This window comes from Pseudoalteromonas sp. SG44-1 (assembly GCF_014164315.1).
Taxonomy (GTDB): Bacteria; Pseudomonadota; Gammaproteobacteria; order Enterobacterales; family Alteromonadaceae; genus Pseudoalteromonas; species Pseudoalteromonas rhizosphaerae.
In genome coordinates this window covers 63,572-89,886 of sequence record NZ_JACJEW010000019.1, presented here as the reverse complement: position 1 = coordinate 89,886, position 26,315 = coordinate 63,572, and the positions used below count along the sequence as shown (strand labels likewise).

Here is a 26,315-nt window from a genome sequence, read left to right as displayed (position 1 = left end):
TATCAGCTATCAGCTATCAGCCAAAAATAACTTATAGCTTAAATTTTTCAATTAGTTTTAATTCAAATTTTTTATAGCTATACTTTTATCAAACGCGTCAGCTAAAGCAAATTTAAATAATTTATCTAGGCTATTTTCTCCTACTCGCCCATGGGCAGATTATAGAATTTGATATCACGACAACAAAATGACTACGCCTTGGGGTATAGTAAAACCATCTCATTTACAGTTAGTACACCGATATAAATGTTCTGCTAAGAAATCAGAGCAAATGTACCAAAACCTCAAAAGACAGACATCTACACAAGATAAGTATTTATTTGAATTACAGAACCAATTACTAGATATTGTTGGTGATATTTCAGAAAAGACAGGAAGTTAATTTTGCTAGAATCTAAAAAATTAGTACCCAAAAAAAATCATCATTTTGTTTGGCGGCGTTATCTAGAAAATTGGCAGGTTGATAATAAATTAGCTTACTTTGCTACTAAAAAACATATTGCAGCAACTGAAACCGCGCTTGGAGTAGCTAAGCAAGATTTTTTTTATAAATTGGAACATATTGAAAATTATGAAGATCTATATATTAAGATCATTCTTAAGTTTATATCTGATTCTAATTACGAGATAAACCTTCATTACTACAATTCGTTTAAAGCTGCTTTAAAACAATCCGATAGTGTTAATAACTGGAAAATTAACCTTTTAGAGAATTATCATTCTAAAATAGAGGGTAAAATGCTTAAAGTTTTGCCTCAACTAAGTAATGGTGATTTTAATATCCTTGAAAACTCAGATTACTTTAAAGATTTTATGAATTTTCTTGGTCATCAGGCAACTAGGACTAAGGATTTAAAAGATAGTAGTTTTTCTAAGTTAAATTTGTGGCCTAGATTTTCTTTAAATGAGAATTTTAGAGATGAAAAAGATATTGACATTCTATTGAGTGTATTTAGAAAACACTGGTGGTTTTTTAGTTTTGTCTTTGGGCAAAATTACGCTCTTAATCTCTTAACAAATTGTAATATCGATATTCATATCCCATTAATTAACTCTTCAGACATTTCATTTATTACTTCTGATTCACCAGTAGTAAGTCTTAAAAGTATTACTGGTAATGGTAAAGATCTCTATTTTCCAATCTCACCAAAGTTTGGGTATGTAATCTTACGTGATATAAACACTAAATTTTTTAATGAGTTATGTACAACAGAAGATGTAAAATTATTTAACTCATTAATTGTTCAAAATTCACATCAAACTTATTTTGCAGATTCAGAATCTTCTATAAATGAATACAAAAAGTTATTTATGAAAACTCACTAGTGTCATTATATCTTATTGCTAACATTGTAAATAATTGATAAAAAGGGCTTTCGCCCTTTTCTTTTATATTACGTACCGTAATTTTTGCGTTGTTAACTATCAGTCATAAAACTACATTACTTGATAGATTAGATCATTCAATTATTTTCAGCTCAATATTTTCGCTATTGAGTTTTTTATCAAAATCATCGGCTAGTTTTTCAGTCTCGCTAAATACTGTTCGCCAATATTTTATACGTGTATCCGCATCGAGATCTGTAAAGTCGTTTCTGTCGGGGATTTTTCCGTAAGGTAAGCTGGCGATGAATTTTTTAGAGGGTGTGATCATAACCACGTTATCATAATTTTCAGCGGCGACTTTACGTTTTAAGCTTTTATCAAACCACCCTGCTTTTGGATCTGAATTGAAATGTGGATATAGAATAAGTCCAGGATTGTTAATTTTAAAATCAAAGTGGTAATCAACAATACCACCATCGCGATACATACCAGGCGGCGATCCAGCTATATTTTTAATGCCTTGCATAACAAGTGGTATTGAGCCCGATGCGAGTAACGCATCCTTTAAGTTATCCGTTGTTAAGTCTAGTTGGGTGGTTTTAAATTTATAATTATCTTCAAGTTGAAAGTTACTGTTTGGAGCTTGATATATAAACCGCTCATATTGCTTTGTCAAAAATCGACGGTTAACTCGATTACTTAAATAGCTTTTTGTCAGCCCAAGCAGTTGCAACGCTTTTTGCTCACTGGCTACTAAGCCATTTGATTTAGCAACAATAAAATGTGATTTGAAAACTGGATTATTAATTATTTCAGCAACACCATTGTCGCCAAATACATCTTCTAGTAACGCACGGGCTTTAGTGGTTATTTCTTGCGGTGTTGGTTTATTACTCGAGTAACGAGTTTCACTGTATGATTTTGCTAACCGCGTAATGGCGGCAACGGGATCATTTTGTGAAAAACACGCAGCGCGAAAAGCGCCAGCCGATGATCCAATTAAATTGAGTTGCGATGATCGGTTTTTAAAAAACTCACCAAAAATATACTTATCTAAACCAAATAAAGTAAACCATTTAGGGCCACCGGATGCACCTAAAAAGGCATTAAAAAGGTCGGGCTTAAAACCTTGTTCTGTAATTATTTTTGCCGCAGTTTTACCTGCATATATATCAATCATAAAAATACTTAATCATTTTCAACAACCAGCAAGGTGAATACTTATGCAAAAAACCTCGCGGCAATAGTCATGTTTAGTGCCAAATACCCTGCTCGGTTTTACCTTGAATGAGCACATTTTTTGCATTAAATTCAGGCTCAATACCTTCAGCTCGTTGCCTATTATAATCGTCTGTGACATTTAAAATAGTCGGGGTGAGCAGTATTATGGCAATTACATTGACAACTGTCATCAAGCCAAGAGCAATATCGGCTAAATCCCATACTTCTTTTAATGTGGCAGACGCCCCCCACATCATCATTGATAGATATAAAAATGTGTAAATGCCGCGCCCTACTTTATTATCGAGCTTAAATAAATGTAGGTTACTTTCGGCGTAAGCGTAATTAGCCACTACCGAGGTAAAGGCAAATAAAGTAATGGCTGCAGCTACAAAGTACACGCCCCCTTGTGCTAAATGTGCGGTCATTGCCGCTTGTGTTAAGCGAATGCCTGCCATCTCACCACTGATATCAATATCAGCCAATAAGATAATCACAGCGGTACAACTACACAACACTATAGTATCAAAAAACACCCCGAGCATTTGAATATACCCTTGCGTTACTGGGTGATTTGGAATAGGCGACGCACTTGCTGATGCATGCGGCACACTACCTGCACCGGCCTCATTAGAATATAAACCACGTTGAATACCGTTTTTGATTGCCGCGCCCATTGCGCCTGCACCGGCTTCTTGCAGCCCAAAAGCAGATAAGAATATATCCTTCAACATAGCAGGCACTTGGGTGAAGTTAATCAAGGTAATAATCACAGCTGCCAGTACAAATACAATGCCCATCACCGGCACTACTCGCTCAGCAAAGCGGGCAATAGCTTTAAAGCCACCGAGTATAATAGAGCCTGCAAGTAGGGTTATGACTATGCCTGAATATAAGGTTGGAATTTCAAAAGCGAAATTAAGCGCATCAGTAATGGTGTTGGTTTGCATCGCGCTAAAAGTAAAGCCATAACCTAAGAACAAACACAACGCAAACGCGATAGCGAGACTACGACTGCCTATTCCTTGTTGAATATAATAAGCGGGGCCACCTCTAAATTCGCCTTGACTATCGCGTACTTTATACACTTGGCCAAGTACGCTTTCTGCAAAACCGGTCGCCATGCCCAGTATGGCAATCACCCACATCCAAAATATGGCGCCACTGCCACCTAATGATATCGCAACAGCAACACCGGCTAAATTGCCAGTTCCAACCCGCGCACTTAATCCGGTGCACAGTGCTTGAAACGAACTAATGTCGTTTTTATTGCATTTGCTACTGCCTTTGAGAAGGCTGAACATGTGTTTAAATTTTAAAATTTGAATCAGTTTTAAGCGTACTGAAAACCAAATACCTGTAAACAGTAAAATGTAGATCAGTATTTGTCCTTCACCCCAAAGCAGGTTATTTATACTGCCTACGATTAAATCAAACATGTTTGCCCTTGTTATTATTTTTCAACCTGCAATAGAATACATATGCTGAATTTAAGAATATTTAGTTGGCAATACTTTATCTTGCTGATATAAATTAGCAAGTATTGAGTGTATTAAAATAACAAAAAGTTATTTACAACACCCTACAATTCCCTTCATGATTGTTTGTCATAGCAATTATTAAATTTAATAGATGAATAGCTTATCGATTCGATACTACACACGAAAAATCCACAGCCACCAGCACCACTATCACCAACTTGTTTTACCACTTTGTGGCTATATAGAACTTGAAATGAATAATTTCGCGGCGCCTGTTGGTGTTGGTCAATGTGTTGTGATCCCTAAAAATACTCTACATGCGTTTAAATCAGATGAAAATGCACGTTTTATAGTGGCCGATTTATTAGAGCTCCCAAATAACTTAACGACGATGAATGCCCCATGTTTCAGTATTGACGATAAATTAATGAGCTATCTAAGTTTTACCCAAAAGCAGTTGCAAGGTGTAAGTAACATAGATGAAGCAGCGTTATGTTTTAATTTATTTTTGGTGTTACTCAGGCAACAAACTACCAATGCGACTATTGATCCGCGGATAAATAACGTTTTGTTATTAATAAAAAAAGATTTATCGATAGACTATACATTGAATGATATGGCTGCGGTTGCATGTTTAAGTGTTACTCAATTCAAAGCGGTTTTTAAGCAATGTATGCACACCAGCCCGGTTAAACATCACACGCAATTAAGAATGGAACATGCGCGTTCCTTACTTTGTTACTCTGATTTACCTATAGCAGTAATTGGTGAACAGGTTGGTTATAACGACCCATCAGCTTTTAGTCGCGCCTTCACTTGCTACTTCAAACAATCCCCCACGAGACTTAAAAAAGCAGCTTTAACGTCAACAATATCGCCTTTTAAGCACAGTGTTAGATAGTAAAATTGATAAACTACCTTTATCAATTAATTTTTAATTAAATGTTTGCTATGTCTACAATTTTCGGCGTATTAGCTATTTTTTTATGGGGTGCATTAGCACTGTTGGGTAATTTAACTAAAGCATTACCGGCTTTTCAATTACTATTTATGTGCTTCTTTGTGTCGTTCTTATTGCTGTTTATTAAACGGCTTGTTACCAAGCAGCCTTTGTTAACTCTGCCTACACTTGGTAAGGCGCAAACAATTATTGGTATAGTTGGCTTATTTGGTTTTCATTTTTGTTATTTTATGGCACTTAAATATGCACCATTGATTGAAGTTAGCCTGATTGTATATTTATGGCCATTGTTATTGGGTGTTTTTGTCGCACGGTCTGAAAACAAAATAAATGCGATTATAGGCGGGCTGGTTGGTTTTATAGGGATCGTGTTTTTAATTAGTGATGGCAGTGGTTTTACTATCAATAGCCAGTACTTTTTAGGCTACCTATTTGCTGCGAGTTGTGCGCTATTATGGTCGAGTTATTCATTGTTCATGACTCGCTTTGATAATCACGTTGATGATATTGGTTGGCTTTCTCTTTATGTAGCTATTTTGGCCTTATTGGCACATATATATTTTGAACAAACAGTCACGCGTTTTTCATTAACGCAGACTGTAGGTATTTTTTTGTTAGGGTTAGGACCTGTCGGTGGCGCATTTTACTTATGGGACATCGCTTTAAAAAGAGGTAATAAAACGTTACTTGCCTCTTTGAGTTTTTTAACACCGTTACTTTCTACCGTGTTACTGGTTATGGCTCAACAAATACATTTTTCATGGGCAATTTTAATTGCATTGGCATTTGTTTTAATTGGCGCAGCGATCAGTAATTATAAATGCAGGCCTCGGAGCGTTAATGCGAGCCATTTATGACTCGCTTATTAATTACAAACTAACAACACCGGATACTTATCCAACTCACACGCAACTGATCGGAATAAATTTATCAATACTAATTAGTTAGCTACAGCAACAGGATGGGTATTGTTTGCTGGGTATTGCTCAGTAAAATAGTTATTACCTGCCAATAAACCTAATTTATAATCACGACGTAGATCATTGGTTGAACTACCAAGTAATTTGCTCGAAAGCTTTTGGTTTGCAAAAATTTGTATTATTTCTACATCTTTAGGAGGATTGGCAATAAATGCTAACTCATCCTCATACGCTTGTTCGTGTTGTAATAAGTAATCTAAGGTTTTTGGGCAATATCCTGATGCACAAACAAACGCTTTTAACTTGTTTACCCATGCCGACTGCGCTTGAAAGTCTTGATCAACTGTGCGGATCACCACAATTTTACGTGCACCACGATTGTAGGCCTCGCGCACTGGTAGTGGCGCAGCAAGGCCACCATCTAGGTAAAAGTCTGACTCAGCGTGTACGTCGGTTTTATCTATTTCATTAGCAGCTAATGCATTTAACCATGGCGTGAGTTTTACACCTTGTTTATATAAAAATGGCAGTGCACTTGACGCTTTTAATAGATCTCGCCATTGCTGGCCTTCACCGGTTGGTGATAAAAAATAAGGTTTTCGATCACGGGCATTAGTGGCGGTAATAAGTAACTCCCGTTCACCCAAACTGGCTTTTGCAGTTTTAAAATCAAGTGCTCTGTTAACTTCGGTAGTTTTATCAAAGTACCAGTCTAAGTCGACTATATGTTTACCTACTAAACCACGGCCTAATTGAAAAAATCGTTTGTGACGCGAAAGCCCTCTTATTAAGCGTTTGGCATACCCTTTTTGGCGAGCTAAATAGCTAGTAAGATTTTGTGAACCTGCTGAAGTACCAATAAATAAATCGAATGGGTCATATTCATGTTCAAGCCATGCATCGAGTACACCTGCGGTGAAGATCCCTCGTTGCCCACCACCTTCCGCGATCAATGCTGTTTTATCGAAAGTATTTGTGATTTTGGGGTCTTGAGGTTTCAAAATATGCCTTCCTTTGTAATTACTTTATTGGTTTATACCTTCATTTTAATGTGTTTAAATCAAACGTTAAAATTGATTATATAAATCGAATTGATTATAAAAACAGAACGCAAGCTTAAATAAGATTAGTGCTGTGTTTTGCACTTTTAAGTAGAGTTCAGAAACTAGTAAACATTGTGTATTAGCTAGTTTCTGTATTGTAACGGGGGTTAAGTGTACCTTAGCTTAATTTTCAGTGGTTATGCTTTTATTGACCGTAAAATCTCCAACGCGTGATGACGGTCGCTACTTTGGTAAAGATCATTGGTAAAAATGAATTCATCGACACCAAGCTCTTTGACTATCATATTTAGCTTATGAGCAATGGTCACAGGACTCCCTACCACAGATAATCCTAAAAAGTTTTCAACTTGAGCCTGCTCTTGCTCATTCCATAATCCAGCCATGCTTTTAACGGGAGCTTTTAGCCATAAAGGATCACCACGTAACAGTGCTAAGATACGCTGTTTTGACGTGGTTGCTAAAAACTGTGCATGTTCATCGCTATCTGCTGCAACAATCGGTAAGCCAAGCATTACATAAGGTTTGTCTAACACATCAGAAGGTTGAAATTCACGGCGGTATAAAGCGATTGCATCATAAACAAAACGCGGTGCAAAGTGGCCAGCAAACACATAAGGGAGGCCTTTTTTAGCTGCTAGTTGCGCACTATATAAACTGGAACCAAGTAACCAAATAGGTACATTGGTATTCTCGCCAGGAATAGCGCGAACAGGGTGACTACCATCGTAAGGGCCCAATAAAGTTTGCAGTTCAGTGACTTCATCGGCAAAGTTTTCAGCGCGTCGTTCATCTCGGCGCAGAGCACGACTGGTTATATGATCGCTACCTGGTGCGCGACCTAAACCTAAATCAATACGCCCAGGGTATAAACTCTCTAACGTGCCGTATTGCTCTGCAACAATCAGTGGCGGGTGATTTGGTAACATAACGCCACCAGCACCTACTCGTATAGTTTTAGTTTGCCCTGCTATGTGGCCAATTAATACAGAGGTTGCCGCGCAGACAATTCCCGGCATATTATGATGTTCAGCCATCCAAAATCGGTTAAAACCGAGTTCATCAGCTTTTTGTGCATAAGCGACACTATTTGCAAGAGTACTTGAGACGGTGGCATCTTCTTTCATTGGGCTAAGCTCAAGTAAAGAAAACGGTATTGCAGATAACCCAGACATGCGTACTCCTCATTGCCTTTAATAAGTGATAAAGATAGTCAAAATAATTTAACCATCATTACATTAATGGGTCTGCTGGGTGGTTAATTCAATCATTGATTTTAACTACTCAATTGATCCTGTCGATTAAGCTAAGTGCAGAGTGATTATTGCATTAAATGCACTTACACTCATTCAATGCAATTACAATACACTAAATAAACTACACACGTTATTAGCTGTATCAAACATAACAATATGATTTATAAATATTATTTTTATTTTAAATGTTTTGGATCAGGTATGCGTAATTGTTTAACGAGTGGGTGATTTATTTTTTTCATTTCTATTAATACTAATTGAGCAACTTCTCGAGCACCAAGTTCATTGAAATGGGTATTGTCTTCTACGCCCATAGGGTAATTTGGATGTAAGTTAGGTGCTATATGCATAAAACGTAGGCGTGAGTTGATCCCACCAAGCTTTTGAAAATACTGTTGGGTCACCCGTTCCATGTCAATAAAATCGACCCCTGTCTGTTTAGCTACATCTCTTACTATATCAGCGTAAATAGGATGGGTGTCCTTGATCTGACCTTTTTCATCAAAATAACGACGCGTTACCGGGGTCATCAGTAATGGCTGTGCCTGCTTTGCTCTTACTTCAGCAATAAAATTAACTAGGTTTTGCTTATATTGCTCTGGTGTAGTGTAGCGGTCTACTTTCTGTTTTGACTGATCGTTATGACCAAATTGAATGATCACAAAATCATCTTTATTAAGTTCATTTATAATGCCCGCCCACAAGCCTTCACTGATAAAGGTGCGTGTACTACGACCATTTTTAGCACGATTTTTAACGTCGATGCTGTCATTAAAAAAGATACTAAAGGGCATTCCCCAACCTGTTTCAGGGTAATCCTTCACTTCTTTAATTGACATGGTTGAATCCCCTGCCATAAAAAGCTGAACTTTAGTAGTTGCTGACATACTTGAAAAACTCACCATGATAAATATTGCTGCTATTAATTTTCCCATTCTACTCGCTCTTTATTGTTTTTAAAAAATCAGTTTAGCTCTTTATAAAATTATCTTTTGTAATTGAGTGAAAAAATAATTTTACTTAATTGTGGTTGTCGTTATAAACATACCACCAACTGCCACCGGTGGCAAATAACAAGTTAAATCATGGTGCTGAATAAAATTAAACCAAGACTTAATGTGCATTTACTGCCAAATAAATGTAAATAAAACATAAAAAATGTAATTTATTAGGTTTGACAATATGCTTTTTTAGATATAGCTTGATTTCTATGCCACCGGTAGCATTTGTATTTAGCTGATATTGCTATCGATTCAAATCATAGTTTTATGACATTTAATCATAGACTTATATTTGACTGGCTAAATAAAGTAATAAAAATAAAAACTCAAATCAACAGCATAAAAAAGGAACACACAATGAAGACTGCAAATAAGTTCGTTCTCAAGCCACTTAACTGCATTGTTAGTGCCTTACTACTGGGCACAACATCGTATGCAATCGCAGCCGATGAACAGCCACAAACAGATACTAAAGCCCAAAATGACATTGAGTTAATTCAAGTAACTGGATTTAGATCATCATTAAATAAATCGTTAGCAACTAAACGTTTTGAAGTAAATACCACTGAATCTATCGCGGCTGAAGATATTGGTAAATTCCCTGATCTGAATATCGCCGAATCATTACAACGTATTCCTGGGGTAGCTATTTCTCGTGAAGGTGGTGAAGGTAGGCAAATTACCTTACGTGGTTTAGGTCCTGCATTTACACGTACTACCTTAAACGGTATGGAAGTACCTGCTAGTACCGATGGCACCGACTCTGGTGGCGGCGTAAATGGTGGCCGTGCATTTGACTTTAATATATTTGCATCCGAACTATTTAATCGTGTTGATATCCAAAAAACGCCCACGGCCGCAACTGAAGAAGGTGGTATAGCCGGGACTGTTGATATGTATTCTGCACGTCCGTTTGACACAACAGGCTTTCATGTTGCAGCGTCTGCGCAAGCCGGTTATAACGACCTCACTGAAGAAGTCGACCCACGGATGGTATTTATGATCAGCAACACATTTGCTGATGATACAATCGGGGCTTTATTCTCTGTCGCAAAATCTGAACGCACCGTGCGTCAAGAAGGCTTTGGTACAGTACGCTGGACCACCCCCGTACTTGATGGTGGCGGTATATACGCAGATACTTCTAATACTGAAGTAATTGGCACACCCAACACCGGTAATTGTGAATTTGAAGGGCAAAGCGTTGATCCAGTAAACTGTTTATATACCCCTCGCCTGCCTCGTCCTGATTTTTTTGGTAATGAACAAGACCGCTTAGGTTTTACCGGATCTTTACAATATGCCCCAAATGATGATCTCGTTCTTACCTTAGATACATTACATTCGACACTCGATAATGACCGTACTATGTACAACTTTTTCGAGATGTTTAGAAACACATTCAGCGAAATTACTCCTGAATCGATTACCATTGCTGACAATGGCAAACAGATCCAAGCAGCGACATTTAACGGCGTTAAATCTCGAGTAGAAAGCCGTCAGCAGATTTCAAAAACAAAATTTCAACAATACGTATTCTCAGCTAAATATCACTTATCTGATTACCTTCGATTAGACGCTATGGTGGGCACTGCTGAATCGGATGCTCGCTCTGAGCAGTATCGTTATAACATGACTAATAACACACCTCATAGAGTATCGATGGATTTTGGCACCAGCAATAATACCGCTGTGATGAATTACGATTACGATACTCTAGATGCCAACTCTTTTGATTTAGCCGATGGGCGCTTACGTGCAACAGATGTACTGCGCGAAAATGACACCGCTAAAATTAATTTATCATACGAGATGGATATGATGAATATCAAAGGCGGTATAGCCTATAACGACAGAACGGTTAGTTACGATGAATCACAAATAAACGGTTTTCCTGATCAAGATTCTGCAGCTGGATTTTCTCAGTTAATGCCCTACGATGATTTTGGCAGCGGTTATGACGGCACGTTATCACCCTTTATAGTGGCTGATTTTGATGCAATAAATTCACAGCTTTTAGTTAAAGAGTGGGTGCCACGCAGTGCACAAAGCTGGAAAGTTGAAGAAGAAACAATGGCTGCCTATGTGGAAACTAATTTTGAATATGAAATTTCCGATATGCTACTACGCACCAATGCAGGTGTTCGCTATGTAAAAACTGAAACCACATCAACAGGTTTTATTCAAACTGATGCGGTATCAATCGACAATAGCTATGACAATGTTTTACCGGTGCTAAATTTAGCCCTTGATGCAACCGATGATGTGATTGTAAGGCTGGGTTTATCTAAAACCATGACCCGCCCGAGTTTGAGTTCACTCAATCCTGGTAATCCATCGTTTTCTTATTTAAACGGCACTGTTAGTGCGGGTAACCCATTCTTAGACCCTTTCACCTCTACCAATACAGACGTTGGTGTTGAATGGTACTTTGCAGAAGAGTCGCTATTAGCAGCAACAGCGTTTTACAAAGATATTGGCTCTTTTATAAAAAGTGATAGTGAAGAAAAACTCGTCGATCCTGCTTATTTACCCTTTATTGATAATGATCCGCAATATGATCCATCAAGTGCGCTCGATCCTAGAACTACCCCTTACACTCATTTCGTCCCTGTAAATGGACAAGGTACTGTGATCAAAGGGCTTGAACTTATTTATCAGCAACCTTTTTCATTCCTACCTGGGTTGTTAAAAAATATGGGGTTAGTGTCTAACTATACGTATGTCTCTGCAGGTGAAATTACGGGTCTTTCTAAAAATTCTTATAACTTTACCCTGTATTATGAAGAAGAAAACTATGGCGCTCGTGCCTCAGTAAATAAACGCGACAATTACATCACAGATTACACGGGTAACAATGGTAATGCCGAAGAAGCGACATCTGGTCCAACACATTTTGACCTATCTGCTTTTTATAATATTAATGAAAATGTCACTGTAACATTTGAAGCTATTAACCTTACCGATGAGTATGAACGCCTATATACAACAGGTGATGGCAGTTTAGATTTACCACGTGAATATAATCATACCGGCCGACAGTTCTTTTTAGGAATACGCTACAACTTGTAAAACAGTATTTAAATTTTAAACTCCCCTAAGGTAAACAGCTTAATTAACATTTTAATTAAGCTGTTTTTTTACGCACAATACCAACAACTCAATGTTAATTGCCTTTCTTAATTGATAATCAAAAATTACTCACATACTAACAAAAATATTCTTATATTGTTTTTATACGACTAAAGTAGCGCATCCATTATTTATAATTAAAATACAATGCCACCGGTGGCAAATAATCAGTTAAATCATAGTACTTATAGATAATGTTGCACTTGAATGGTATTCGTACGCTGTTCTAAATGTAAATTAATGATGAATAATGTTATGTTTTTCATTTGACTTCGCATCAATAACGCTATATTTTTCATTTTGTGCCACCGGTAGCAAGGCATTTCATCAAACACTTTGCTACTTGCTTTCTCGTTATTTTTCCCATTATGGATTATGAGGTTAGGTGCAATAAAAATCAGAACAAGGACATGACAAACACTCTCTTTTAAGTCATGTTAACTTAATAACAATAAGTAGAACGTGGAACCACTATGACAACCAGCACACACAATTTTAAACTTAGTAAGTTAATGAGCAATTTAATACTCAGTGGCGCATTGACCAGTGGCTTAGCATATGCAGCCCCTCAAGATGATGCTGTTGCTGATGATCAACTCGAAGTGATCGAAGTAAAAGGTTTTCGCGGTAGTATCAATGCCGCTTTAATGTCTAAGCGTGAAGCCGTAGGCACCCGTGAAACCATCATTGCAGAAGATATTGGTAAATTTCCTGACTTAAATGTGGCAGATTCTCTTTCACGCGTACCTGGTATCTCTATTGAGGAGGATGCGGGTGAAGGTCGTCAAATTACCATTCGCGGTTTAGGTTCTCGTTACGTTAAAACCACAATTAATGGCATGGAATCAGCATCTGCTGGTGCTGCTACTGATGCGGCTGGTGGTTCTAATACTTCTCGTGCTTTTGATTTTAACGTATTCGCATCTGAACTGTTTACCCAAATAGATATTAATAAAACCGTTTCTGCTGAACTTGAAGACGGCGGCATTTCAGGGAATGTAAACTTACAAACGGCGCGTCCATTTCAATATGATGGCTTTAAAGGCGCTTACAATGTCAATGCTCGTTATAGTGATGTTGATGAGGATGTATCGCCTCGTGCTTCTTTTATGCTCAGTAATAACTGGGATAATAAGTTTGGTGTACTTGCCTCTATTGCATACTCTGATGGCACAGTACAAAGTGAAGGTTCTTCAACTGGACGTTGGACTGTAAACAATCCCAGTTTTGTCGAAGATGGTTTACCTGTTGGTCAAGGCGGCTCAAATTATCTTACCGTAGCACCGAAAACATTACTAATGCCAAACGGGAATTACACCAATGAAAATTTAGATGGATTATATTTACCGCGTATTCCTCGCTATTCATTGTATTCAAAACAACAAAAACGTCTTGGTGCAACAATTGCTTTTCAATATGCGCCTACTGATGATCTCTCATTCAACTTAGATGTGTTGCATGCAAGCTTGGATAATGATTCTGAAGAATATCACTACGAAGTATTATTACGAGATCAAAAAGATATCGTCCCTGAAAACATTTATGTCGATGCCAACAACACCATAGTCGCAGGTGCATATTCAAACGCCATTATCCGTTCAGAAACACGCAAAGATACATCTGAATCAGCATTTGACCAAGTTAGCTTTACTGGAAATTGGTTTATTAACGATCGTTTTAAAATGAACTTCCTGATAGGCCAGGGTAAATCAGATTTAGACATTCCGAATATGACCACCTTTGCCCTAGATAGTAATCAATCTACCGTGGCCTATAGTTTTGATAGTAATATAGACCCATTATCATTAATTAATAACCCAGGCGGACAAGCGATTGGTAGCGGTGAATTAAACACTAATATGCCATCATTTGCATTTGCAGCAGGTCAGCCACCTGGCGGGAATTATAGTAAAGATGAAATAGCGTCGGTGATGACAGATCCAAGTAATTACACCGCTGGTTTAGTACGTAATCGCTCGCAAACAATTGAAAGTGAAAACAAAACTATTAGAGTTGATTTTACATACGAGATTAACGATGAATATACGGTTAAGTTTGGTGTGGGTCAGCGTAGTTTTGAAACAGAACAACACTATAATTTAAATAACTGGAAAGACATCAATAAAGAAACAAACAAAACATCAGGCGCAATAGCAGAAGAGCGTGTTATATCGCTAGATGCAGCCCAAATTGATGGCAGCTTGTTCAATACCACTTTAGATAAACAAGGTGTAAGTTTTGGTAACAACGCTTCAATTCCTGGTTCATCAACGCTTAACAGTAGTACTTGGTTAGCACCTGATTATAATGCCATGTACAACGCCTTTGCTGGGGCAGACTTTTTTCAAGCCAAAGAAGATTTTAGACGCACTTATTATATTAAAGAAGAAGTTGCTACAGCATTTGTCCAGTTAGATTTCAGAAACTACATATTTGATAAAGAGCTACGTGGTAATGTTGGTGTGCGTTATGTTGATAACAAAAACACCAGTCGTATCGTAAATTTAGATCATATTTACAAAGATGGTTTCACTGCGGGACGTGGCGACGGTGCAAACTATGCTGCAGGTTATGGTTGGCGTGAGTCTGTGAGTGAAGGAGATGAATGGCTGCCATCATTAAACCTTGCTTACGATATCACTGAGGACTTAGTCGGTCGCTTTAGTTATTCACACGCAATTACTCGCCCAAAACTATCTGATTTGCGTTCTTCAATCAGTATTAATACGCCGAGTATTGATGATCCATCAGCGACAATTAAGATGGGTGCAGGCCCGTCACTCAAGCCTTATAAAGCGAAACAATACGATCTAGGTTTGGAATGGTATTTTGCTGAAGAGTCACTGCTTGCAACATCACTGTTTTATAAAAATATTTCGGGTTTAACAAAAGCAAGCTCTGAGCAGGTTTTATCACAAGCCGAACTCGATAGACTTGGTATCGACCTTGGCGACACAGATCCTAGCACTGTGACTTGGCAAGTATCGCAACTTGTCAATACCGATGCTGAAGGCATGTGGGGCGCAGAATTTATTTATCAACAGCCTTTTACCTTCTTACCTGAACCATTTAATGCCTTAGGTTTACAAACTAACTACACCTATATTGATTATACACGTGATATAGAAGACCCATTTTACGGCACGCAACTTAACTTAGTAGAAGAAGAAACATCAAAGAACACATACAACATAACCTTGTACTATCAAGTAGACGATTGGTCGGCTCGTTTTTCTTATAACTACCGAAGCGGCTATAACAAACAATATTTAGACGAATATAAAGATGAATCAACCTTTGTGCGTGGTTATGATGCAAAGGCGAAGCTTAATTTCTCTGCCCGCTACAAGTTAACAGAGAAAATGAGTGTTTCATTTGAAGCCGTTAATTTAACAGATGAAAAACAAGATATGTGGAATGATATTTACACGCCACGCCCTTACGAAAACCTGTCATCGGGTCGCCAATTCTTAGTGGGTGTAAGGGGCACTTTCTAAACTTAATCAACACATAGCCTCGTCTACTGGGCTATGTCTGCAATAAAATACTCTCCCCGTGCATAATCGATGGTTTTTACTGTCGATTATTTTATTAGTTACTAATTTTAAATAACTTTTTCAAAAAATAAGTCTTTTAAAACTTAAACTTAGTAATAAAACACCATTGCCACCGGTGGCAATAACTGCTAATGTTAGCTTATTATAATAATTCCAATTACAGCAGCAGGATACAAGATGAATAATCAACGACGCTATTTTCTCAAAGCATTAGCTTCTAGCACTTTGGTAACAGCAACTTTAATGGGCTGTCAGTCAGCGCCTTTGCTCAATGTTTTTGAAGCGCCTATTAGCGCAGACGATTGGCAAATGGCTGCACTAATCAAATCAGCGATTGTAGTACCGACCTTCCCTGCTAAACAATTTAATATTAAAGACTTTGGTGCAAAAGAAAATGGTCAACATGATTGTACACAGGCCATTAAAAACGCCATTGAAGCCTGCCACGCACAAGGAGGTGGTCAGGTCTACATTCCAAATGGCACCTACTTGACCGGTGCCATTCATTTACTTTCTAACGTAAATTTACACTTGGCTGATAAGGCAATATTAAGTTTCAGCACTGATCCTAATCATTACTTACCAGAGGTATTTACTCGCTGGGAAGGCTTAGAAATGATGGGCTACTCACCACTGATTTATGCTTATGAACAAGAAAACATTGCCATCACAGGTAAAGGAACACTGCAAGGAAATGGTGATAACCAAACATGGTGGCCTTGGAAGGGACCACACAAGGAAGGTCATTGGGATTTAATTAAAGATAGCCAAGGTAAAGTATTGCACCAGCGTGAAGCACGTGATCAGTTAATGGTTGATGCCGAAGCTGGTGTGCCTGTCAGCCAACGTATATACAGTACTGGTGCCTATTTACGCCCTCCTTTTATTCAACCGTATAAATGTAAAAATATTTTAATCGAAGGCGTAACAATTAAAAACTCACCTTTTTGGTTAGTGAACCCGGTTTTATGCCAAAGTGTTACGGTTGATAACGTCAATTTTTCAAGCCATGGTCCTAATTCAGACGGCTGTGATCCAGAAAGTTGTGACCACGTGCACATTAAAAACTGTGTCTTTGATACCGGTGATGATTGTATCGCGATCAAATCGGGCCGAAATGCTGATGGTCGCCGTGTTGGGGTAGCATCGCAAAACATTGTTATTGAAAACTGCCATATGAAAGAAGGCCATGGTGGTGTTGTGATCGGCAGTGAGATATCTGGCGGTGTAAATAATGTCTTTGTGCAAAACTGCACCATGGACAGCCCCCACCTAGAGCGCGCTATTCGTATCAAAACTAACTCAGTACGTGGCGGTTTGATCGAGCATATTCGCATACGTAACATCGAAGTTGGCACGGTTAAAAATGCTGTTGTGATCAACTTTTTTTATGAAGAAGGCGATGCGGGACAGTTCGACCCAACAGTTCGTGATATTCAAATTGAAAACCTACATTGTAAAAATGTGTTGAGTAAGGCTTTTTACCTCAATGGCTTTGCACGCGCACCAATGAACGATATCCATTTTATCGACTGTCATTTTGACCAAGTGGGTGATGATTCTATTGTTGCTAATGTGAATAACATGAGCTTAACCAATGTCACTTTAAACAAACAGCCGTTAACTATGGCTCAATTACAAAAATAATAAGTATTAATAGGAAAATTGTATGACCGTGTTTTCAACATTATTAGGCAACCAACCTATATTGCCTATCATCCAAGCAAACAGTAGTGAAGAAGGTGTGGCTATTGCCACTGCAATGCACAAGGCTGGCATTCATTTAGTGGAAGTTGTGCTGCGAACGCCAGCTTCCCTTGACGCATTAATCGCGATTAAAAAAGCACTACCCGATTTATGCGTTGGTGCCGGCACGATTACTGATCAAGCATTACTTGCAAAAAGTCTTGCCGCCGGCAGTGATTTTATTGTTACTCCTGCGGTATCACCACGATTACTCGATGCCCTTAGTCAATCTTCTGTGCCCGTTGTGCCGGGTGTTTCAAACACCGCCGATATTTTACTTGCTAAAGAATATGGCTTTACTGAGCAAAAATTATTTCCTGCCTCTTTGTGTGGTGGCGAGCAGTTTTTAAAAGCAGTCAGCAGCGTATTTGCTGATATTCGCTTTTGCCCAACAGGTGGCATTAATGAACAAAACTTTAAAGACTATTTAGCACTTAATAATGTGATGGCTGTGGGTGGAACCTGGGTTGCACAACCACAATGGGTACAAAGTAAAGACTATGACAAAATCACGCAAGCCTGCCTTCAGGTACTAAACAACAACTAATTAACATATTGACTGCCATACGTTGTCAGTGTAATTTACCTTTACATGCCACCGGTGGCAATAAACAAGCAGAACAGTTAAGGAATCTTCAATGCCGAGCAATATCGAACCTTTAGAATTGCACCCAGATCGTTTATTTTCAAGCGATCCTAGCGTCGTTGCTATCGCTAGAAAGTTATATGAATCAATTAAAGACTTACCGATAGTTAGTCCGCACGGTCACACTGATCCACGTTGGTTTAATGAAAATGAAAACTTTGGCAATGCTACTGAGCTATTTATAAAACCCGATCACTACGTGTTTAGAATGCTCTACAGTCAAGGTATCCCAATGACTGATTTAGGAGTACCTGAGCATGGGCTGCAAGGCGATATGGCTCGTTCAAAAGCAGCTGATCCTGAAAAAGTATGGCAAATCTTTGCTGATAACTATCACCTGTATGCCGGAACGCCAAGTGGCTATTGGTTAGATGCGGTATTTAGTGATGTGTTTGGGTTTACTGAAAAACTTTGCTCGGAAAATGGTCAGCACTATTATCAAAAAATTACAGCTGCGTTAGCAACACCCGAGTTCAAGCCTCATGCACTGATGGACCGCTTTAATATTGAACTAATTGCCACAACAGAAGGTGCACTTGATCAGCTCCCGCACCACCGCGCAATTGCAGGCTCTGCAATGGAAAAACGTGTGATCACCACCTTTAGACCTGATGATGTGGTTGATGCTAGCCGTGAAGATTTTATCGACAACGTAATTAAACTTGGTGAGATAACCGACCAAGATACAACGACTTGGCAAGGTTATTTAGCGGCAATTCAAATACGTCGTGATTACTTTCGTATTGAAGGACGTGCAACAGCAACCGATCATGGCCACCCTACTGCATTAACTGCTGACTTACCTACCGCAGAATGTGAAGCATTATTTGAAAAATGTCGAACAGGCCATTCAACAGAGCAAGAGCAAGAATTATTCCGTGGCCAAATGCTCACTGAGCTTGCCGGTATGAGCATTAAAGATGGTTTAGTGATGCAAATTCACCCTGGCGCGCATCGTAATCATAACCAAGCGTTATTTGATCAATTTGGCCGTGATAAAGGCTGTGATATTCCAAGCCAAACTGAATACGTTAATGCACTCAAACCACTATTGAGTAAATACGGAAATCACCCGGATCTTAAAATCATCCTATTTACATTAGATGAAACGACCTATAGTCGAGAGCTTGCGCCACTAGCGGGTCACTACCCTAGCCTCAAGTTAGGTCCTGCTTGGTGGTTCCATGACAGCCCCGCCGGTATGCTTCGTTTTAGACAGCAAACAACTGAAACAGCTGGTTTTTATAACACGGTTGGCTTTAATGATGACACCCGCGCATTTTTATCAATTCCAGCTCGTCATGATGTTGCACGCCGCGTTGATTGTCGCTATTTAGCAGAGCTTGTAGCAAATCATCAAATTAGCGAAAGTACTGCCCAGACTCTGGCTTATCAACTAACCTATGGGCTAGTGAAAAAAGCATACAATCTCGATAAATAACAATAATAGAGCCACTTAATTTAAGTGGCTCAACCATTGAGGACACACAATGACTTTAAAAACATCACTGTTATCAAAGCGCATTTTGATGGGAACAGCTCTAAGCTCTAGCCTATTATTGATTGCATGCCAAGAACATGCAGATCTTAAAACACCACTGCAAGCGAGCGAAACTAACTCCCTTGGAAGCGCATTAGTTGCTAAAGTGGACATTGTTAATCCATCTTCGTTTAAACGCCCTGACGAGCCTATCTATCTTAGCTATTACGATTTAGGTCTTAGCCAAACTGCTGCTTTAACTGTAAAAACAGCGCAGCAAGTATTACCAAGCCAAGCAGTAGATATTGATTCAGACGGTGAACTTGATGGTGTGTATTTTATTGTCGATTTAAATGATAAACCGATTGAAGTCACCATTACACAGCAAAGTAGCCCATCAATCACAGCACAAACAAAACGTGTTCAAGCTGATCTTGCCCATAAACAAGGTGGTCAATGGCAGCCTCATTCTCGTCCGCCAAAACACCAAGTTGGCACAGGTAAAAAAGAGTATGTAGGCGGTGAATTTAAAAATGTTGATGAGTTAACACCACCAGATTATTACACCGATCATTCAAATTGGATCCGTTATGAAGGCCCAGGTATTGAGTCGGATAAAGTCGGTTACCGCTTTTATCTAGATTGGCGTAATGGTTTTGATATTTTCGGCAAATTAACAACACAACCTGTGCTACATACTGTCGGCCTTGATGGTTATTCTTCGTATCATGACAAACAAGACTGGGGCATGGATATCCTTAAAGTGGGTAAGTCTTTAGGTGCTGGCGGATTTGGTTTGATGGGTAATAATGATGAGCTGGAACATGTATCTGATGTTAGCAAACGTACAGCGCGGATTATTGAAAATGGCGATTTACGCGCCAGTATACAAATTGAGTATCAAGGCTGGCAAAACAGCTATCAACAGCAAGATTTAATAGCCAATATTAGTATGCACGGCGGCTCACGTTTGGCACATGTAGAACTGAACACTGATAAAGATTTGCCTAATTTAGTAGCCGGTGTGGTCAAACACCCAGATACTGAGTTTATTCAAGGTGATCTGGATGCAATGAGTAATTATGGCTATAGCTATATTGCCAGTTGGGGGAATCAAAGCTTAGATAAATCAGCTTTAGGTATGGCGGTTTTCTTTAAAAAAGGTGATGTCATTGACGTGCGCCAAGACAAAAATAACTACCTTGCAGTACTCAAACCTAAAGGACAAAGTACACAGCATACTGATTACTATTTTGCCTCTGTTTGGCAACCTGAAAGTGGTATCAACGATAAAGAAAGCTTTATTGAGTACCTTGATCAACAAGCTGAAAGATTGACAATTAAACCACGCATTACTTTGCATACCACAGTTACAGCAAAAAAAACGACGCAACCGCTTAATGATAAAATAGCCCTTGAATGGGCCCGCGCCCTTGCCGATTCAGAGCTGAAAAGAAAAGCACTAGGCTATCATGCCAATGGCTGGGATGTGAACCGTAAGCGCAGCCCAAAGTTTGAATACGACATTATCGGCTTACAGCCATATGCTTACTACCAATTAGGGATGGCAACTGATGATCAAACTTATAAGAATGTGATTGCCCAAGTTACTGGTAGCTTTATTGATCAACAAGGCAAAATCACCGCCTATAAACAAAGCAATTTTAACATTGATAACATTCCGCCTGGGCGTAATCTTATCCAGCTATACCAAGATACCCAGCAGCAACAATATTTATCTGCCGCAAAAGCTTTACGTGCACAATTACAGTTACAGCCACGTACATCACAAGGCGCATTTTGGCACAAAAACAAATATCAACATCAAGTGTGGCTAGATGGCGTTTATATGGGTATGCCGTTTTTAGCCCAGTACGGTAGCTTATTTGAAACGGGCCATCAGCAACAAGAAACCTTCGCCGAGGTTGTAAACGAATTTAAGCTCACTCGTGAAGCACTACGCGATCCAAAAACAGGGTTGTACTATCACGGTTGGGATGAATCTAAACAGCAAGCATGGGCTGATAAACAAACGGGTGTTTCTGCAGAATTTTGGGGCCGTGGTATGGGGTGGCTCGCTATGTCAGTGGTTGATGTACTCGATTACATCCCAGCAAAAAACACAGAGCAACGCGATACCTTACTCGCCATGGTAAAAGAGTTGGCCACGGATATTGCCAAAGTTCAAGATACTGATACCGGCACATGGTGGCAAGTTTTAGACAAACCAACGGCTTTAGGTAACTACCAAGAATCAACTTCAACAGCCATGTTTGCTTACTTTTATGCCAAAGCACTTAATAATGGCTATATCGATGCTGATTATCAAGACACTGCCCTTGCAGCGTATCAAGGTTTACTTAACCAATTTACATTAGTACATAGCGATGGCACGGTAAGTATGACAAACCAATGCTATGTTGCAGGCCTTGGCTTTGGTCGTGATGGTAGTTATCACTATTATATGAGCGAGCCGGTCAGCAAAAATGATCCTAAAGGAAATGGTCCCTTCATTCTAGCAAGCCTTGAAGTAGCTAAGCTTCTAGCTGGTAACAACTAAACAGCCATAGATTATTCAGCCGGAAAGCAAAGTCCATCGCATTTTGCTTACCGGCCAAAACTCACTTCCCTTCAACAACATCAGCACACTAAGCTCATAAGGATTTATGATGCGTATAATCAAAATCAATAAAAACAGCGTAAATAAAAATATTTTTTCATTTTTGCTCTGCTGCTTATTCTGCTCAATAATGAATGTGTCTGCGCAAAATAATAACAACTCACTGAGCTATGCCGTGCAAATGGCTAACTCTGAGATGATCCGTAATCCACAGGCCTACACCATTGATTGGCGCACTGAACCGCGCTGGGATTACACCCATGGCTTAGTGTTACTGTCATTTGCCAAGCTCTATCAGCATCAACCAGAACAACGCTATTTCAATTACATTAAAGAATATGTAGACGCGTTAGTAATGGAAGATGGCAGTATTAAAACCTACGTAATGAGCAAATATAATCTCGATATGCTCAATGCCGGCAAGTTACTGTTTTTTATGTTTGATGAAACAAAAGATCGTAAATATCGTCTTGCCCTCGATACTTTATATGCACAGTTCAAATTACAACCTCGCACAATTGATGGTGGCTTTTGGCATAAAAAACGCTATACCTCGCAAATGTGGCTTGATGGTTTATATATGGCAGCGCCCTTTTATGCCGAATATATCCGCCGCTTTGGGACAGTCGATCAGTATGATGATGTTATAAAACAGTTTGAATTAATTGAACAACATACTTATCGCAGTGACACCTCTCTACCTGTACATGGCTGGGATGAATCTAAACAACAGCGTTGGGCTGATAAAAAAACCGGACAATCACCTAATCATTGGTCGCGCTCTATCGGTTGGTACGCCATGGCAATGGTTGATGTATTAGATCAACTACCGAATGATCACCCTAAAAAAGCGTGGCTATCACAGCGCTTTAATACATTGATAGATAACATGTTAAAGCTGCGTTCTGACTCCGCTGTATGGTATCAAGTTACAGATAAAGGTGAATTAGACGGTAATTATTTAGAATCCTCTGGCAGTGCTATGCTCAGCTATGCGATTGCAAGAGCTGTTAATCAAGGTTACTTGTCTGATAGCTACCAAGTGATTGCAAAAAATACCTTTAATGCTGTAGTTAGCAACTTTATCAAACGTGAAGCAGATAACACCTTATCAATCCAACAAGTATGTGAAGTAGCAGGACTTGGCGGTAAACCATATCGAGATGGCAGCTTTGCTTATTACATCAGTGAAAATGTACGCGCGAACGATCCTAAAGCAGTCGGCCCTTTTATTCTTGCTAGTTTAGAAATGGAGAAATAACCGATGCTAAGCAACAAATACTATTTCTATTTAGCACTTTTTCTCGTTTGCTTAAGTAGCAGCCTAGGTTATGCAAAAGAGTCGCAATTACTATCGTCAACACACACTCAAAGCCCGTGGCAAGCAGATCTAGGTAATGGCGAATATAAAAACCCAATCTTGCATGCCGATTATTCCGACCCGGATGTAGTAGCTGTTAATGGCGATTATTACATGACAGCATCTAGCTTCAACTCTGCACCTGGCTTGCCTATTTTACACTCTACCGATTTAGTCAATTGGCAGTTAATAAATTATGCGCTGCCAATACAGCTGCCACAAGCCCACTTTGCAAAAGTACAACATGGCAACGGCGTATGGGCACCAACAATCCGTTTTCATGATAATAAATTTTGGATTTTTTACCCTGATCCTGATTTTGGTATTTATGTAACCACAACAGATGATCCTGCTGGAACTTGGTCAACCCCACAGCTTATTTTAGCGGGTAAAGGATTAATCGACCCGGCACCTTTATGGGACGACAATGGTAAAACCTACTTAATACATGCATGGGCAAAAAGTCGTGCTGGCTTTAATAATGTACTAACGCTGCGTGAAATGAAAGATGACGCAAGTTGGGTCAGTGATAAATTTACACACATTGTCGATGGTAAAAATCACCCTGGATATCGCACCATTGAAGGTCCTAAATTTTATAAACGTAACGGTTACTACTATATTTTTGCGCCTGCAGGTGGGGTAGATTTAGGTTGGCAATCGGTATTTAGAGCAAAAAAAATTACCGGTCCCTATGAAGCCAAAGTAGTAATGGCGCAAGGTAATTCAGTGATCAACGGTCCTCATCAAGGTGCGTGGGTTCACACCCAATTTGATGAGGACTGGTTTATTCACTTTCAAAGCAAACAAGCGTATGGTCGAATCACCCATTTACAACCTATGCGCTGGGACAATGATTGGCCAATCATAGGCATAGATAAAAATGGTAATGGAACTGGGCAACCGGTTTTACAGCACACTAAACCTAGAAGCAAAATTAACCCACAACCCACCAGCATAGTGAACAATGATGAATTCAACAGCGCTGAGCTAAGCTTATTATGGCAATGGAATGCAAATCCAAGTAACAGCTGGTATTCACTGACAGACAACCCCGGCTTTTTACGCTTACACTCGCAGCAAATTACAGCACAAAACAATACTAATTTATGGTCAACGCCTTCATTGTTACTGCAAAAGATCCCTGCAGAACAGCTTGCTTTTACAACCACATTGCAGGTCAACCAAACAACCTCTGCTAGTTCCTCAGGACTAATTTTATTTGGTGAAGACTATGCATGGATTGGTATCAAAACATCTTCTACTGGCGAACAACAGCTAGTCTATGTGCACTGTTTTAATGCGAGAAAAGGCTGTACAGAAAGTATCGTAGAGCAACAACCACTGACACAACCCTATCTTGAACTAAAAGTCGTTCTACAACCAGGCGCCACAGCCATTTTTAGTTATAGAACCGCTGCAAGTGCTGAGTTTCAAATTATTGGTGAACACTTCCAAGCTAAAAAAGGCCGCTGGGTAGGTGCTAAGTTAGGCTTATTTAGCCTGTCGCAAACTCCCGGCGCTAGCAGCTATGCCGATTTTGACTATGCCCGTTACGACACTTTGGATTAAATGAATATGCTAAAACATCAAACGTTGAACTTTTTTGCCGTATTATTGCTCTGTGTTCAGCCATGCATAGCAGCTGATTACACCGTTGAAAATACTTATAAAAAACTAATCAAACACTATCCACACATGCAGGTGCCCGCAACGACACTTCCTGACTCTGTAATCGCTCATAAAGCACTGGTTTACAAACAAACTAAAACCAGTGCACAGACTTTAGATATTTATCAGCAAACACAGCAAACACAAACGGCGCCTTTGATTATGTTGATCCACGGTGGTGGCTGGCAATCAGGTACCCCCGCATTAATGACAGCACTTGCAATTGCGCTGGTAGAACGTGGTTATGTTGTTGCCGCGCCCAGTTACCGTCTCAGCAAGGAAGCGCCTTATCCTGCAGCAGTTGAGGATTTAGTTGATGCGTTTCATTGGCTTAAAAATAATGCTGCTCAGTATAATATAGACAGCACTAAGATTGCTTTATCGGGCGGCTCTGCAGGTGGCCAATTAGCCGCGCTGTTAGCCTACAGAGGCGGAATTGTTGATAGCAGCGACACTAACTCCAAGCGATTTAAGGTCCAAGCGCTGATCAATATAGATGGCTTAAGTGACTTCACGTCCCCTGAAGCACTGCCTTTTGAAAACAACCCAGCCAAGGCCGTCACATCAGCCAGCAAGTGGTTGGGGGGTAGGTATGAAACTATCCCACAGCGTTGGCACGACGCATCGCCTATTTTCTATATTGATAAAAAAGCGCCTGCAACACTTTTCATTAATAGCTCAGTGCCACGCTTTCGTGCAGGTAGAGACAGCGCAATACAAAAGTTGCAACAGTTGCATATACCCAGTGAAGTTTACCAGTTTGATGATGCGCCGCATTCATTTTGGTTATTCCAGCCGTGGTTAACGCCTACAACCAGTGTTATTGATGACTTTTTAACAGCACAATTTGCTAAAACTCGTTGATCATTATTGTTG

The 26,315-nt window shown here is 39.4% G+C and carries 17 protein-coding genes; 12 read left to right on the top strand and 5 right to left on the bottom strand.

Going from position 1 to position 26,315, the window contains the following annotated elements:
* The first annotated feature begins 384 nt into the window (after positions 1–384).
* The gene (locus H5187_RS10965) at positions 385–1,326 is read left to right on the top strand and encodes a DUF4238 domain-containing protein (protein WP_182784253.1); all 942 of its coding nucleotides are present in this window, start codon (positions 385–387) and stop codon (positions 1,324–1,326) included.
* A gap of 133 nt (positions 1,327–1,459) precedes the next feature.
* Here H5187_RS10965 and H5187_RS10960 read toward each other — a convergent pair whose 3' ends face one another.
* Together H5187_RS10960 and H5187_RS10955 are read right to left on the bottom strand one after the other, a co-directional pair.
* Complete coding sequence (locus H5187_RS10960; protein WP_182761022.1) at positions 1,460–2,506, bottom strand: patatin-like phospholipase family protein; 1,047 nt, start codon at positions 2,504–2,506, stop codon at positions 1,460–1,462.
* Between the two features lie 73 nt (positions 2,507–2,579).
* Complete coding sequence (locus H5187_RS10955; RefSeq protein WP_182717275.1) at positions 2,580–3,986, bottom strand: sodium:alanine symporter family protein; 1,407 nt, start codon at positions 3,984–3,986, stop codon at positions 2,580–2,582.
* Positions 3,987–4,281: 295 nt separating this feature from the next.
* Here H5187_RS10955 and H5187_RS10950 point away from each other — a divergent pair, with 295 nt between their 5' ends.
* Positions 4,282–4,929 carry an AraC family transcriptional regulator gene (locus H5187_RS10950; protein WP_259401723.1) on the top strand — a complete coding sequence of 216 codons (648 nt, stop codon included), beginning with the start codon at positions 4,282–4,284 and terminating at the stop codon, positions 4,927–4,929.
* A 50-nt stretch (positions 4,930–4,979) separates the two neighbouring features.
* Positions 4,980–5,846 carry a DMT family transporter gene (locus H5187_RS10945; protein WP_182717273.1) on the top strand — a complete coding sequence of 289 codons (867 nt, stop codon included), beginning with the start codon at positions 4,980–4,982 and terminating at the stop codon, positions 5,844–5,846.
* A gap of 83 nt (positions 5,847–5,929) precedes the next feature.
* Here the strand turns inward: H5187_RS10945 and H5187_RS10940 are convergent, their stop codons facing one another.
* From H5187_RS10940 to H5187_RS10930, 3 genes are all read right to left on the bottom strand, one after another.
* Positions 5,930–6,910, bottom strand: coding sequence for a patatin family protein (locus tag H5187_RS10940; protein ID WP_145239058.1), 981 nt, complete (start codon positions 6,908–6,910; stop codon positions 5,930–5,932).
* Positions 6,911–7,149: 239 nt separating this feature from the next.
* A complete protein-coding gene (locus H5187_RS10935) occupies positions 7,150–8,145 on the bottom strand; it encodes an LLM class flavin-dependent oxidoreductase (RefSeq protein WP_182759763.1) in 996 nt (331 codons plus the stop codon).
* 257 nt (positions 8,146–8,402) lie between these two features.
* Positions 8,403–9,161, bottom strand: coding sequence for a rhamnogalacturonan acetylesterase (locus H5187_RS10930; protein WP_182761024.1), 759 nt, complete (start codon positions 9,159–9,161; stop codon positions 8,403–8,405).
* 423 nt (positions 9,162–9,584) lie between these two features.
* Here H5187_RS10930 and H5187_RS10925 point away from each other — a divergent pair, with 423 nt between their 5' ends.
* The 9 genes from H5187_RS10925 to H5187_RS10885 all read left to right on the top strand — a co-directional run bounded on the left by H5187_RS10925 (position 9,585) and on the right by H5187_RS10885 (position 26,303).
* Positions 9,585–12,299 carry a TonB-dependent receptor gene (locus H5187_RS10925; RefSeq protein ID WP_182797863.1) on the top strand — a complete coding sequence of 905 codons (2,715 nt, stop codon included), beginning with the start codon at positions 9,585–9,587 and terminating at the stop codon, positions 12,297–12,299.
* Between the two features lie 533 nt (positions 12,300–12,832).
* Positions 12,833–15,856: a TonB-dependent receptor gene (locus tag H5187_RS10920; protein WP_182797862.1), complete on the top strand. Its 3,024-nt coding sequence runs from the start codon at positions 12,833–12,835 to the stop codon at positions 15,854–15,856.
* Positions 15,857–16,093: 237 nt separating this feature from the next.
* Positions 16,094–17,563: a glycoside hydrolase family 28 protein gene (locus tag H5187_RS10915; RefSeq protein ID WP_182797861.1), complete on the top strand. Its 1,470-nt coding sequence runs from the start codon at positions 16,094–16,096 to the stop codon at positions 17,561–17,563.
* 22 nt (positions 17,564–17,585) lie between these two features.
* Entirely contained in the window at positions 17,586–18,209 is a 624-nt protein-coding gene (gene eda / locus H5187_RS10910; protein ID WP_145239081.1) for a bifunctional 4-hydroxy-2-oxoglutarate aldolase/2-dehydro-3-deoxy-phosphogluconate aldolase, read from the top strand.
* A 91-nt stretch (positions 18,210–18,300) separates the two neighbouring features.
* A complete protein-coding gene (gene uxaC, locus H5187_RS10905; protein ID WP_182761027.1) occupies positions 18,301–19,749 on the top strand; it encodes a glucuronate isomerase in 1,449 nt (482 codons plus the stop codon).
* Between the two features lie 49 nt (positions 19,750–19,798).
* Positions 19,799–22,348, top strand: coding sequence for a glycoside hydrolase family 88 protein (locus H5187_RS10900; RefSeq protein ID WP_182797860.1), 2,550 nt, complete (start codon positions 19,799–19,801; stop codon positions 22,346–22,348).
* Positions 22,349–22,454: 106 nt separating this feature from the next.
* A complete protein-coding gene (locus tag H5187_RS10895; protein WP_259400284.1) occupies positions 22,455–23,669 on the top strand; it encodes a glycoside hydrolase family 105 protein in 1,215 nt (404 codons plus the stop codon).
* Positions 23,670–23,672: 3 nt separating this feature from the next.
* On the top strand, positions 23,673–25,340 hold the full coding sequence (locus tag H5187_RS10890) for a glycoside hydrolase 43 family protein (protein WP_182797859.1): 1,668 nt from the start codon (positions 23,673–23,675) through the stop codon (positions 25,338–25,340).
* 6 nt (positions 25,341–25,346) lie between these two features.
* Positions 25,347–26,303 (top strand): alpha/beta hydrolase, encoded by a 957-nt coding sequence (locus H5187_RS10885; protein ID WP_182761030.1) that lies wholly within the window; start codon positions 25,347–25,349, stop codon positions 26,301–26,303.
* Positions 26,304–26,315 lie beyond the last annotated feature (12 nt).